This is a genomic window from Embleya sp. NPDC055664, from assembly GCF_053618075.1.
In genome coordinates, this window is record NZ_JBSHGZ010000047.1 from 63082 (window position 1) to 76332 (window position 13251).

The following is a 13251-nucleotide window of genomic DNA, read 5'->3' on the forward strand; positions in this document are numbered from 1 at the left end:
GGCTCGTTCGCTTCCCCTAGTCACCGGGTGCCGTCGGGCGGTTTCGCGGACGGCTGGTGATTCCCCGTCCCGAGGGCAGGAATACATGAATTTCGGACCAGGGTTGTTGCCGCGCCGCCTTCTTCGATCCGGGCGGGTGGTGGTGGCCTTCGTGCTTGCGCTCCTGCTCACGGTCGGCCTCGCGAGCTGTTCGGCGTCGAGCGGGGACGATGTGCCCTCCTACGCCGCCGCGACTCGCGGTGATCGCGGCTTCGAGGGCACGTTTCGGCATGAGTTCGCCGATGTCGACGGTGTCCGTATGCACTATGTGACCGGTGGCAGCGGTACGCCGGTGGTGTTGATACACGGGTGGCCGCAGACCTGGTACGGCTGGTGGCCGATCATGCCGGAACTCGCCAAGCGCCACACCGTGTACGCCGTGGACCTGCCCGGACTGGGCGACAGCACCGGATCGCCGACCGGGTACGACAAGGCCACCCTGGCGCGGTACATCCACACGCTGATCGCCGATCGGCTCGGCGTGCGTGACGCCCGCGTCGTCGGGCACGACTTCGGCGCCGCGGTGGCGTTCCAGTACGCCGGGCAGTTCCCCGGCGACACCGCGCGGCTCGGCTACCTCGATCTGCCGCTGCCCGGCCCCGCGATCGACGCGTCCACGTATCGAACGCTGAGTTGGCACATCGCGTTTCACTCCCAGCGACGGGTTCCCGAGGCGGTCGTGGGCAATGACGTCCGAGCGTACTTGGCGCTGTTCTACCCCCAAGTCGCCTTCGGGGGCTCGGCGTTCGGAGGAAACTCGGATCGATCCCCGTTCAGCGACGCGGAGGTCGAGGAGTATGCGCGTACCTATCGCCGGCCCGGTGTGCTGTCGGGCGGTTTCGAGCTTTATCGCGCGTTGGAGAAGGACGTTCGCGACACCGTGGCGGCGGCACCGGTGCGGGTTCCGACGCTGCTGATGACCGCGCAGGGGCAACTGGACGCGATCCGGGGCACGGTGGCGCCGCGTATGACGGACATCGTGCGGGCGGTGGACGTGCCGAACGCGGGGCACTGGCTGGTCGAGGAGAACCCGCGGTTCGTGGCCGGGGAGTTGTTGCGATTCCTTGATGGGTGATCCGCGCTCAGTCGGGGCGCGTGGCGGTGACGTGGTCGAGGTTGTCGCGGGCTGATCGGGCCGCGGTCGAGGCGTCTTGGGCCGCCTGGTCCGCACGTTCGTGTTCGGCTTCGGCCTTGTCGGCCGCGGTGCCGAGGCGGGTGGCCGTGGTGCGGGCCTTGTCGAGGCGGGTGGCCAGGGCTTCGACGTCGGCGAGGGCTTCGGTGTGGCGGGCTCGGGCCTTGGCGGCAGCGGTACGGCGTTCCCGGGCCGTGCGGGTCGCCTCTCGGGCGGACTTCTCCGCGGCCTCGACGGTGGTGCGGGCGTGGGCGAGTTCGGATTCGTATTGTTTGCGGGCGCGTTCGCGGGCGGCGCGCGCTTGGGCCGCGTGGTTGCCCTTCGCGGACTCGGCGCCCTTCGGGGCGTTCGCGTCCTTGGTGGCCTTGGTGGCCTTGGTGGCCTTGGTTGCCCTGGCGGCTTCCCCTGTCTTCCCGACTCCGGCGGGCGGAGTGGCCTTTCTCTGCTTGGTCGTTCGGCCTGCCGGCGCGGAGGCGAAGGTGCCCTCGGGGTGCAGTGGGGCGGTGAGTCGGCCGGCGGCGAGGCGTTGCGCGGCTTCGGGGTCGGCCAGGGCCGTGTTCAGGGTGTCCTGGAGGTCGCGGAGGGTGGTGTCGCCGACGGTGGGGTGGCCGTGGGCGGCGGCGAGGGCGAGGGCCCGGTGTTGGAGCGCGTCGATCACGTGGTGGCGTTGGCGGGAGAGTTCGCGCAGTTCGGGGCCTTGCAGCTGCTCCTGCGCGTCGCGCATCGCGGTGCCCAGTCGGAGGAAGGCGTCGATTTCGTCGCGGTGTTCGCGGACCAGGAGGTTCGCGAGCCAGGCCGCCAGGACGGGGCGCCGCAGGTCGCCGATCCGGCCGGCCATGGCCCGGTCGCCGGCGGTCCGGACGGTGTGGGCGCGTGCGTCGCGGGCGGCGACGAACTCGTCGGGGGCGAGGCCGTACAACTCGTCGACGATCGTGTCCTCGTCGATGCCGGCGTCCTGGCGAGTCGGCTTCCCGCGTGTGGCCATGACCCCATGGTGGCTCTCGACACCGCCGCGCCCCGGTAGTCCGGGCGCGGCCGGCGTGTCGGTGGCGCACGGGCGGTCGGGTTCTCGGCAACCGCCGCGCCCGCTGCGGTCAGCGGCCGGCCGCCCCCTGGGCGACGGCGCGGCGTTGGCGCTCGATCGCGGCGGCGAGGCGGGCCGTGTCCTCCAGGACGTAGTCGTCGACCATGCGGCCCCATCGCAGGGTGACCCACTGGATGCCCTCGTTCTCGTAGCGACTGCCGTCGGCCAGGGTCGAGCTGACGGCCAGCCGGACCACGACCGTCGTCTTCCACGGCCACCCCTTGGCCACCACGTCGGTCAGCCGCAGCCGCAGATCGGGCAGGAGCGTGTACAGGTCGGCGAACCACTGTTCGAACGCGTCCCGGCCGACCAGTTCCGCGGCGGGCGCGGCATCCCCGACGAAGCGAAAACGCACCGTCGGCGCGGCCGTCTCCACCGCCGCGCGGTAGTCGCCTCGGGCCATGCGGGCCCAGATCCTTCGCGTCTTCGCGCGCACGATCGTGTGGTACATGCCGGCCTCCGGCCTCGAACCAGTGACTTGTTGTCTGCAAGTCACCGTAGGCGCAGTGACTTGCCGAATACAAGGCACTAGCCTGACCTGGGTGAACAAAGACCGATTCGCGGACATGTCCTGCTCGGTGGCCCGTACCGCCGCCCTGATCGCGGACCCGTGGGCGCTGCTGGTCCTGCGTGACCTGTTCCTGGGGTTGGCGCGTTTCGACGAACTGCGTCGCGATCTCGACATCGCCACGAACGTCCTGGCCGATCGCCTGGACCGCCTCCGGGCCGCCGGACTCGTGGTCCGGGAGCCCTACCAACAGCGCCCCGTGCGGCACGAGTACCACCTCACGGACGCGGGCCGCGACCTCTACGGCGTCGTCCTGAGCCTCCTGGCCTGGGGCGACCGGCACTTGGCCGTGGACGGGGTCCCGATGCGGCTGGTGCACAAGACCTGCGGACAGCCGTGCACACCCACGGTGACGTGCGATCACTGCGGCGAAAAGCTCGTCGACGAGGCGGTCGAGGTGCTTCCCGGCCCGGGCGGGCGCGACGCACCCGGCACCACGGTCATCGCGCGGAAGCTCTTCGGGGCACAGGAGCATGCCGTCGACGCGGGCGAATCCGATGTACCCGAAGCCGCTACGAGGCCCTGACGGACACGGGTAGGGCCGTCCGCCCGACGAATTTCGGTTGCGGCGGGGTCGGCGCGCCGGGTGGAGTGGCGTCATGGACGGTGTCACGGCGCGCACGCGAGCAGGGGCGGAAGCAACCCGTGGCGGCGCGGTACGACCGGCTCCGTGGCACAGGACGGCGATCCTCGCGGCGCTGATGCTCGCCGCCTTCACCTTCAACACGGCGGAAAACCTGCCGGTGGGCCTCCTGGAGCCGATCGCCGACGGCCTGCACGTGTCGGTGCCGGCGGTCGGCCTCCTGGTCACCGGCTACGGCGTGACCGTGGCCGTCGCTTCCGTGCCGCTCGCGCACGTCGTACGGGCGGTGCCCCGGCGGCACGTGCTCACGGGTGTGCTGGCGGCGCTCGTCGTGTCCAGTCTGGTCGCGGCGTCGGCGGCCTCGTACGGGCTGCTGCTCGGGGCGCGACTGGTGACCGCGCTCGCGCAGGCGCTGTTTTGGGCGGTGATGGCGCCGGTCGCGGTGGGTCTGTTCGCGGCCGAGGTGCGCGGACGGGTGCTCGGGGCGTTGTCCGTCGCCGGGTCGCTCGCCCTCGTACTCGGTGTTCCCGCCGGGACCTGGCTGGGTCGGCACAGCGGCCGGCAGGTGCCGCTGGCCGTGCCGGCCGGTCTGGGGCTCGCCTCCCTGGTGACGATCGCCGTACTGCTGCCGACCTCGCGGCCGGAGGAGGAGCAGGCCGCCTACGGAACCGCTCCCGACGTCCGCCGGTTCGCGATCGTGCTCGCGGCCGGGACCCTGTCCGCCTGCGGGGCGTTCGCCGGATTCACCTACATCGTGAAGTTCCTGGACGATGTGAGCGGGTTCGCCGCGAGCACGGTCGGCGTGCTCCTGGTGGTGTTCGGGGTCGCGTGTCTGGTCGGGGTGGGCATCACCGGGGCACTGCTCGACCGTTTTCCGTATGCCGCGCTCGCTGCGGCGATGGGCACGCAGGCTGCCGGCCTGCTCGGGCTGTACGCGTTCGGCACCCATCCGGTGGCGGCGGTGGTGTTCGTGGTGCTGATGGGCGGTGCGCTCGGGCCGGTGTTCATGGCTGCGCAGAACGCGATGCTGCTGTGTGCCCCGGGGCGTACCGACATCGCACTCGCGGCGAACTCCGGTGCCTACAACGCCGGTATCGCGGCCGGCGCCGCGCTCGGCGGCCTGATCCTGCCGTTCGCCGGCGTGCGGGGCACGTTCCTCGCGGGTGGGCTGGTGACGGTCGGGGCGTGCGCGGTGCTCGGCGGTGGATGGGCGTGGCAGGGGCGGGGCGTTCGGGCGCTCGCCTGACCGCCGCCCGCGGCGTCGGATCGCGCGTGCCGTCGGCGGCTCAGTGCCGCCCGTGCGCGGAGTCCGAGGCGCCGCCGAACAGGCGGGCCAAGGCGCGGAACGGCAACGTGACAACGGTCGCGATGGCGCTCCCGATCTTGCCCAGGACGTCACCTATGGCTCTGAACATGCTTGCCTCCCGTCAACGCTCGCACGACGACAGAGCAGCGGTCATATCGTGCGAATGCCATAAAAGGACACTTGCCGTATGATTCATGGCTGCCCCGTGAGGTCGACGGGAAACGGCGCCCGGCTCGGTCACCGTGCGGAACCGGTCGGCTACTCGGCGATCCGCTCCTCGCCGACCGCGACCATCGGGGGCTGCCGCGCGCCCGGCCTCCGTCCGGCGACGGCGCCTGCCACAGTCGGATCGCCGTCGCGGTCCGGCCCGACGCCGGCGTGCGGTGCGTGCGGCAGCCCGGCCCGGCAGCCGGCGGTCCACGAACCTTCGGGCCGGCGCCGCCGCGTCGGTGGCCTGTTTTGCCGGATCAGGCGCCGACTGCCTGCGTATGTGGTCCGGTGAACAGGGCCGAGGCCAGTTGCGCGCGGTCGTTGACGCCGACCTTGCGATACATACGCGTCAGATGTTGTTCGACCGTACTGACCGTGATGTAGAGGAGTTTGGCGATCTCGCTGTTCGTGTGGCCGAGCGCCACCAGGTCGGCGACGCGCTGCTCCGCGTCGGTGAGCAGCGCCGACGGGGCCTTGGACTCGGCGTCGGGACGGTCCCGGTCGGCCGGGAGCAGCCTGCTCAGTGGCTCCGCCCGGCACGTGTCCGCGATGATCCTGGCCTGGGAGCCGATCACCCGGGCCCGCCGAGTCTCGCCGATCGCGTTGTACATGTCGGTCAGGTCGGCCAGCGCGCGGGCCAACTCGTAGCGGTCCCCGCTCTCCTGCAACGCGTCGACGGCTTGGCGCAACAGGGTCGGCCGCCGGTGCGGTTCGTGGGTCGCCGCCAACAGGCGCAACGTCGCCCCGCGAGTGCGCGGCGAACCACCGTGCTCGCCGCGGCTCGCCTCCTCCTCCAGGACGGCCCGGGCCCGGTCCCGCTCGCCCATCCGCAACCACGCCTCGCCGGCGTCGTTGCGCCACGCGATCAGGCCCGGTACGTCCATGCCCCAGCGGACCATCAATTCGCCACAGTCCCGAAAATCCGCCAGCGCACCCTCCCAGTCCCCGACGGCCATGCCGTACCGGCCCCGCGCGTGCAGGTAGTGCAGGCCGGGGCGGCTGTGGAGCATACGCTCCGGGACCGGCAGATACAGCAATTCGGCCGCCTCGTCCCGACGGCCCATCGAGGTGAGCGCGTTCAACAGGCAGGACAGCGGCGCGCCGACCGCCGCGCCCCACGCGCCGATCGGGACCAGGTCGAACGCCGTGGTCGCGTGCAGCGCGGCCCCGGGCAGGTCGCCGAGACGGACGCAGATCTCCGCGCGCACCGCGTGCAGCCGGGCCTGGCTGCCCGATTCGCCCCGCCGTAACGCGGCGGCGATCAGTTCGTCGCAGTACGGCAGCCCGGACGCGGGACGCTCCGCGTAGGTCAGCGCGAGCAGCGCGCACTCGACGGTGTCCAGATCGGTGCCATGCAGCCGGACACCGTGCAAAATCCTTTCGGCGGTATGCACCGCTGCCTCGCTGAAACCCCTGGTCAGCACCGAGTCGAGCACCGCCGTGGCGTCGTGGTGACGCCGACTTTCGGTCGTGCCGGGCAGGCCGGGTGTCGCCGCGTCGAACTCCCGTACCTCGGGCAGCAGTTCGAGTAGTGGGGGATACGAGCAACGAATCCACATCCGGGCGGCGCGCAACTCCGGCGCCGCCTCGGGGGTCGACGCCCGACCCGATGCGGCCAGATGCCGGATCACCTCGCCGGCTGCCTCGAAGCGCCCGGCCCACACCAACGCCCGGACCACGGACAGGATTTCACCGCTGTCCGGGCCATCGTCCGGGCCGCCCGTCGGGCCACCGGCACATACCGCCCGAAGCAGATCGGGAATCCGTCGATCCGGAATCCCGGGTTCCAACCGCCGCTCCGCCCGGAGCAACGCCACCGTGGCCCGGGCCAGTTCGCCCCCGTCCTCGCTCAACGCACAGGCCAGACGCAGACAGTCGACCGCTCGGGCACTCCGGCCCTCGGCCAGCGCGGACGACGCGGCGGCGTCCAGTACGCGCACCGCCCAGGGCGCCCGCACTCCCCGGCCCGCCAGCAGATGCTCGGCGACCACGGTCGAGTCCGCGCCGTCCGCGTACGTCAGTTCCGCCGCGTCCCGGTGCAGCGCGGCCGTGCCTTCGGGGCCCAGATCCGCCAGGACCGCCGCTGCCGCCACCGGATGCCGGAACCGGCCCCGCTCCAGCACACCCGAGGCGTCGAGCACGCTCAGACACCGCGCCACCGTATCCGCCTCCAGACCCAGGAGCCGGCCGATCGACTCCGGGCCCGCCAGGACGGCCAGCGCCTGCGCCACCGCCGCCGTGGGCGTCGGGCTCCGGTGCAGGCACGAGAGCATCGCCCGCGAGTATCCCGGCGACGACGCGTGTTCGCCGCGCCGGAAGTCGTCGAGGATCCCGTCGAGCAGCAGCGGGTTGCCTCCGCTCAACCGCTGCGCTCGAACCGCGACCTGCTCCGCCCGGTCCGCGCCGAGCCCGGCCGCCGTTGCCGCGACCCGTACCTGATCCGGGTCGAGCGGCGCCAGGCGCACACCGCGCACGTGCGGCAGCCGGAGCAACTGCTCCACGAAGGCGGCACTTTGCTCGTTCGTCCCGTCGGCGTGACCGAACACCGCCAACAGCGGGGCGGTGTGCAGGCGGCGGGCCAGATAGGCCAGACACGCGAGCGACGCCGGATCGGCATGATGGATGTCGTCGACCACGATGGCCAGAGGGCGGGGCCCGGCCGGACCGAGCAGGACCGCACACAACGACTCCACGATCTCGGCGTCCACCGCGGACAACCTGCCCGACGCTCCGTGCGTCGAGGCCGCCAGATGCGCCCGGGCGATCGCGAGCAGTCGGTCCACGCGCGTGCCGTCCGAGCCGGACGGCGTTGCCTCGTACAGCAGTTGGGCGACCACGCCGAGCACGACGCCGGCCTCCGCCTCGGACCCCACGGCCGACCGGACCAGGCCGCCGGCCGCCCGTACCCGATGGGTGAACGTGGCCAGCAGTGTGGTTTTGCCCATGGCCACGGAGCCGCCGACGACGGCGATGCCGCTCTTTCCCGCGAGCGCGTCGTCGAGGAGTTCGGCCAGTGCGGCGCTCGCGTGCGAACGATCCCGCGCGTTCATGTGCCGCTCGCGTCGTGACGGGCGTCGGCCGGTGCCGGGCGATGGGGTGGTCGTCGGGGTGGTACTCCCGCGAACAGGGGTGGCGTGCATGCGGTGGACGTGCTCGGCTGACGGTGATGGCGCTCGATGGTCTCCATGTACCTTCCTTCACACCAGTGATGGGGACACGAAAACGTCGACGGGTGCCACGCGGTGGCACCGACGTCCCGGTCGCCGACCGCGCGACCGGCCGGGGACTCCCGCATCGGGATCCGCCGGCTCGCAAAACGGTTGGCATCGGTCACGTTAACAGGGAACTCGGGGCCGTTGGAGAATCCTCGACGCAAGCCTGACGGCGGCCCGAAAACCGTTCCAATGCACGTTCGTTGCCCGGCGGGGCGGACGTCGGGGTGCGCAGGGGTTGGAAACAGGGGTGTTGCCGGCCACGGGAGCGATCGAAGACTTGGTCGACCGTGAGTCCGCCCGTCCGGCAGCAGCCGGTGTGCCCGACCGGGTCGGTCGCCGGGCCCGACCGCGGACCACCTCGGCCGAGAACCGAAAGGCTTGACATGGTACGTGCGGACCGCCCGGGCAACGTCCCGTCCGCGAACCGGGATTCCGGTCCGCGCCGGCCCGAGCCGATCGCCGTCGTCGGCATGGCGTGCCGGTTGCCGGGCGTGCACGGTCCGGCGGACCTGTGGCGGCTGCTGCGCGCGGGCGCCGACACCATCGGACCGCCGCCCGCGGACCGTCCGGGCCTCGGCGGGGTGTCGGGTCGCGGATCCTTCCTCGCCTCGATCGACGGCTTCGACCCGGCCTTCTTCGGCATCTCCGAGCGCGAAGCCGCCACGATGGACCCCCATCAGCGGCTGATGCTCGAACTGGGCTGGGAGGCACTGGAGGACGCGGGCATCGTCGCCGACACCCTGGCCGGCACCCGCACCGGCGTGTTCGTCGCCGCCGGTTCCGACGACTACGCGCTGCTGCTCGGGGCCGAGGAGCCGAACCCGGCCACCGCGCATGCCGTCACGGGTCAGCACCGCAGCATGGTGGCCAACCGGCTCTCCTACTTCCTGCGCGCCGGCGGCCCCAGTCTGACCGTGGACACCGGCCAGTCCTCGTCCCTGGTCGCCGTGCACACGGCCTGCGAAAGCCTGCGCTCCGGCGAATCCGAGACGGCCCTGGCCGGCGGGGTCAACCTGATCCTGACCGCACGATCCACCGACCGCCTGGAGCGTTTCGGCGCACTGTCCCCGGACGGCCGCTGCCACACCTTCGCCGCCGGGGCCAACGGCTACGTCCGCGGCGAGGGCGGCGCCGTCGTGGTGCTCAAGCCGCTGCGGCGCGCCCTTGCGGACGGCGACCGGATCCACTGCCTCGTGCGCGGCAGCGCCGTCAACAACGACGGGGGCGGGGAGACGCTGACCGCGCCCGACCCGAGCGGGCAACGGGACGTGCTGCGCCGGGCGTACGAGCACGCGGACGTGGACCCGACCCGGGTCGGCTACGTCGAGTTGCACGGAACCGGAACCAGGCTCGGCGATCCGGTCGAGGCCGCCGCGCTGGGCGCGGTGCTCGGGGCCGGACGCGATGCGGACCGGGCGCTGCCCGTGGGGTCGGTGAAGACCAATGTCGGTCACCTGGAGGCCGCAGCCGGGGTGATCGGGTTGGTGAAGGCAGCGCTGGTGATTTCCCATGGGGAGATTCCGGCGAGTCTGAATTACGCGGAGCCGAATCCGGAGATCCCGTTCGCCGAGTTGCGGTTGGCGGTGGCGACGGAGTCGACGGCGTGGCCGAGGCCGGTGCACGCCGTGGAGTCGGCGGGGCCGCGGATCGCCGGGGTGAGTTCCTTCGGCATGGGTGGGACCAATTGCCATGTGATCCTCTCGGAGGCGGAGTTCGCGCCCGAGAGCAGGTCGGGGACCGAGCCCCACGCCGCCGGTGGCCCGGCTTCGGTCGCCCCCGACGTGTCGCCCCTGGTCGTCTCCGGCCGTACCGACCAGGCGCTGCGCGCCCAGGCGGCCCGGCTCGCCTGCTTCGTCGGCGACCGGCCGGAACTCGGTCTGCCCGACATCGCGCACTCGCTCCTGTCGACGAGGTCGGTGTTCGAGCATCGGGGTGTGGTGATCGCCGGCGGTCGGACCGACGCGGTCGCGGGTCTGCGGGCGCTCGCCGCCGGCGAGCCGGTGTCGGGTGTGGTGGCCGGGCGGGTCCGAGCCGCCGGGCGCACGGTGTTGGTCTTCCCCGGCCAGGGGTCGCAATGGCTCGGAATGGCCGCCGGACTCCTCGACTCCGCCCAGGTGTTCGCCGAACGGATCGCGGACTGCGACGCGGCGCTCGCGCCCTACGTCGACCGCTCGGTGGTGTCGACGCTGCGCTCGGCGTCCGCCGACTGGCTGGAGCGGGCCGACGTCGTACAACCCGTGCTCTGGGCGGTCATGGTCTCGCTCGCCGAACTGTGGGCCTCCTTCGGCGTACGACCCGCCGCCGTGCTCGGCCACTCCCAGGGCGAGATCGCCGCCGCGTGCGTCTCCGGCGCGCTCACCCTCGCCGACGGCGCGAAGGTCGTGGCGCTGCGCGGCCGTATCCTCCTTCACCTGTCCGGCCGCGGCGGCATGGTCTCGGTGGGCGTCTCGGCCGAGCGGATCACCGCACTGATCGCCCCCTTCGACGGACGTTTGTCGGTCGCGGCGGTCAACGGCCCGGCGTCCGTCGTCGTGTCGGGCGAGCCGGACGTACTCGACGAACTCCTCGTCGCCTGCGCGGCCGGGGGGATTCGGGCCCGGCGGGTCCCGATCGACTACGCCTCGCACTCCACCCAGGTCACCGGGATCCGCGCCGCGCTGCTCCGCGGCCTGACGGACATCCGGCCGCGCCCGTCCCGCATCCCGTTCTGCTCGTCGGTGACCGGTGAGCCGGTGGACACCACCACCCTCGACGCCGAGTACTGGTACGCCAACCTGCGCCGGACCGTGCGCTTCGAACAGGCCGTCCGGACCCTCCTGGGCCGAGGGCACGACGTCTTCATCGAATCCAGCGCACACCCCGTGCTCACCACGAGCGTCCTGGAGACGATCGCGGACGCCGGCGCGGACGCCGCGGCGCTCGGTACGCTGCGCCGCGGTCAGGGCGGCCCCGAGCGCTTCCGCACCGCGCTCGCGGAGGCGTACACCTGCGGCGTCGCGGTCGACTGGAACCCGCTCCGGGCCCCGGGAGCGCGTCGGGTCGATCTACCCACGTATGCGTTCCAGCGCGAGCGTTTCAGGGTCGGCGGTACGGCCGACGCACCCGTCGGGGCCCGTCGGCGGGCGCGGTCCGCGTGGGCCGATCGGGTGGCCGGGTTCGCCCGTGCGGAGCGAGAACAGACCGTATACGAACTGGTGTTCGCGCACAGTGCGATGGTGCTGGACCGGCCCGCACTGAACGCGGCCGACGGTGAGCTGACGTTCGAGGCCCTGGGTCTGGACTCTCCGGGCGCCGTCGAACTGCGCAACCGGATCAACACCGACACCGGGCTCCGCCTGCCCACAACGCTCGCCTACGAGCACCCCACGCCGGCCGCGGTCGCACGGCATCTGGCCGGCCTGCTCCTCGACACGACCCCCGACGACTCGCGCCCCGAGTTTGACGTGGCGGCGGAACAGCCGACCGACACCGATCCGATCGCCATCGTCGGTATGGCCTGCCGCCTGCCCGGCGGCGTCGCCTCCCCCGAGGACCTGTGGCGACTGGTGGCCGCGGGCGGCGACGCCATCACGCCCTTCCCCGACGACCGGGGGTGGGACCCGGCGGTGCTCCACGACCCGGACTCCGGCTTCGGGAGCACCGGTTACGTCCGGCGCGGCGGCTTCCTGGCCGGCGCCGCCGACTTCGACGCGGACTTCTTCGGGATCTCGCCACGCGAGGCGTCGGCGATGGATCCGCAGCAGCGGTTGTTGCTGGAGACCTCGTGGGAGGTCTTCGAACGGGCCGGCATCGACCCGGCCGCCTTGAAGGGCAGCCGGACCGGTGTGTTCGTCGGCGCGATGGGTCAGGACTACGGCGCCCGGCTCGACGTTGCCGTCGACGGCTCCGAGGGCTACCGGCTCACCGGAAGCGCTGCCGGGGTCCTGTCCGGACGGCTCGCCTACACGTTCGGCTTCGAGGGCCCGGCCGTCACGGTCGATACGGCGTGCTCGTCCTCGCTGGTCGGCCTGCACCTCGCGGCGCAGGCCCTGCGCGCCGGCGAGTGCTCGATGGCGTTGGCGGCCGGAGTGACGGTGATGTCGACCCCGGGCATGTTCGTCGAGTTCGGTCGACAGCGGGGGCTGGCGCCGGACGGCCGGTGCAAGGCGTTCTCGGCGGCTGCGGACGGCACCGGTTGGTCCGAGGGCGTCGGCGTGCTGCTCGTGGAGCGGTTGTCCGATGCCCGGCGGCACGGGCATCGGGTGTTGGCGACGGTGCGCGGTACGGCGATCAACCAGGACGGCGCGAGCAACGGGTTGACGGCGCCCAACGGTTCCTCGCAACAGCGGGTCATCCGGCAGGCGCTGGCGAATGCGGGACTCTCGGCCGCCGACGTCGACGCGGTCGAGGCACACGGCACCGGCACCACGCTCGGCGACCCGATCGAGGCGCACGCGCTGATCGCCACCTACGGCCGCGACCGGGACGGCGAACGGCCTCTGTACCTCGGGTCGTTGAAGTCGAACATCGGCCACGCCCAGGCCGCCGCGGGTGTGGCCGGGGTGATCAAGATGGTCATGGCGATACGTGCCGGCGTCCTGCCGCAGACCCTGCACGCCGACGAGCCGTCCCCGCACATCGACTGGTCGGCGGGTGCGGTGGAGTTGCTGACCCGGGCCCGGGGGTGGCCCGAGGTCGATCGTCCGCGCCGGGCCGCGGTCTCGTCGTTCGGGATCAGCGGGACCAACGCGCACGTGATCGTCGAACAGGCGACGGCCGAGAGCGTGCAGGCGGTGCCACTGCCCGATTCGCGTATGGGCGCGCTGCTCCCCTTCGTGGTGTCCGGGCACGGCCGCGACGGTCTGCGGGCGCAGGCGGCCCGACTGACGCGGTTCGTCGGGGACGAACCCGAGCTCGGGTTGGCCGACTTGGCGTCGGCACTGATCACGTCGCGATCGCTGCTGGCGCGCCGGGGCGTCGTACTGGCCTCGGACCGGGCCGAACTCAGCGCCGGGTTGGCGGCGTTGAGCGCGGAGAAGCCCCTTCCGGGTGTCGTTTCGGGTGTGGCTCGCTCTTCGGGGCGGACGGTGTTGGTGTTTCCGGGGCAGGGGTCGCAGTGGGTGGGGATGGGTGCG

Annotated in this window: 8 protein-coding genes; 4 read left to right on the forward strand and 4 right to left on the reverse strand. The window is 72.4% G+C overall.

Features of this window, described 5'->3' with window-relative positions; genetic code table 11:
• The first annotated feature begins 85 nt into the window (after window positions 1-85).
• Window positions 86-1114, forward strand: a complete 1029-nt coding sequence (locus tag ACWGR4_RS43220) for an alpha/beta fold hydrolase (RefSeq protein ID WP_452130043.1) — start codon at window positions 86-88, stop codon at window positions 1112-1114.
• A gap of 7 nt (window positions 1115-1121) precedes the next feature.
• Here the strand turns inward: ACWGR4_RS43220 and ACWGR4_RS43225 are convergent, their stop codons facing one another.
• The gene (locus ACWGR4_RS43225; RefSeq protein WP_452130044.1) at window positions 1122-2156 is read right to left on the reverse strand and encodes a hypothetical protein; all 1035 of its coding nucleotides are present in this window, start codon (window positions 2154-2156) and stop codon (window positions 1122-1124) included.
• A gap of 109 nt (window positions 2157-2265) precedes the next feature.
• The gene (locus ACWGR4_RS43230) at window positions 2266-2706 is read right to left on the reverse strand and encodes a nuclear transport factor 2 family protein (RefSeq protein WP_380002284.1); all 441 of its coding nucleotides are present in this window, start codon (window positions 2704-2706) and stop codon (window positions 2266-2268) included.
• A 91-nt stretch (window positions 2707-2797) separates the two neighbouring features.
• Here ACWGR4_RS43230 and ACWGR4_RS43235 point away from each other — a divergent pair, with 91 nt between their 5' ends.
• Window positions 2798-3349 (forward strand): winged helix-turn-helix transcriptional regulator, encoded by a 552-nt coding sequence (locus ACWGR4_RS43235; RefSeq protein ID WP_452130045.1) that lies wholly within the window; start codon window positions 2798-2800, stop codon window positions 3347-3349.
• Between the two features lie 175 nt (window positions 3350-3524).
• Entirely contained in the window at window positions 3525-4652 is a 1128-nt protein-coding gene (locus ACWGR4_RS43240) for an MFS transporter (RefSeq protein WP_452130050.1), read from the forward strand.
• 40 nt (window positions 4653-4692) lie between these two features.
• Here ACWGR4_RS43240 and ACWGR4_RS43245 read toward each other — a convergent pair whose 3' ends face one another.
• Both ACWGR4_RS43245 and ACWGR4_RS43250 read right to left on the reverse strand, forming a co-directional pair.
• Window positions 4693-4821, reverse strand: coding sequence for an LPFR motif small protein (locus ACWGR4_RS43245; RefSeq protein ID WP_268812575.1), 129 nt, complete (start codon window positions 4819-4821; stop codon window positions 4693-4695).
• A 358-nt stretch (window positions 4822-5179) separates the two neighbouring features.
• Window positions 5180-7972, reverse strand: a complete 2793-nt coding sequence (locus tag ACWGR4_RS43250) for an AAA family ATPase (RefSeq protein WP_452130046.1) — start codon at window positions 7970-7972, stop codon at window positions 5180-5182.
• 548 nt (window positions 7973-8520) lie between these two features.
• On the opposite strand from ACWGR4_RS43250, the gene ACWGR4_RS43255 reads away from it, so the two are divergent.
• Window positions 8521-13251: beta-ketoacyl synthase N-terminal-like domain-containing protein (locus ACWGR4_RS43255; protein ID WP_452130047.1), on the forward strand; the 4731-nt coding region annotated here is incomplete at its 3' end.

Coding starts and splice junctions, on each gene's coding strand:
- ACWGR4_RS43220 (WP_452130043.1), top strand. CDS start 86: ATGAATTTCGGACCAGGGTTGTTGCCGCGCCGCCTTCTTCGATCCGGG.
- ACWGR4_RS43225 (WP_452130044.1), bottom strand. CDS start 2,156: ATGGCCACACGCGGGAAGCCGACTCGCCAGGACGCCGGCATCGACGAG.
- ACWGR4_RS43230 (WP_380002284.1), bottom strand. CDS start 2,706: ATGTACCACACGATCGTGCGCGCGAAGACGCGAAGGATCTGGGCCCGC.
- ACWGR4_RS43240 (WP_452130050.1), top strand. CDS start 3,525: ATGCTCGCCGCCTTCACCTTCAACACGGCGGAAAACCTGCCGGTGGGC.
- ACWGR4_RS43245 (WP_268812575.1), bottom strand. CDS start 4,821: ATGTTCAGAGCCATAGGTGACGTCCTGGGCAAGATCGGGAGCGCCATC.
- ACWGR4_RS43250 (WP_452130046.1), bottom strand. CDS start 7,972: ATGAACGCGCGGGATCGTTCGCACGCGAGCGCCGCACTGGCCGAACTC.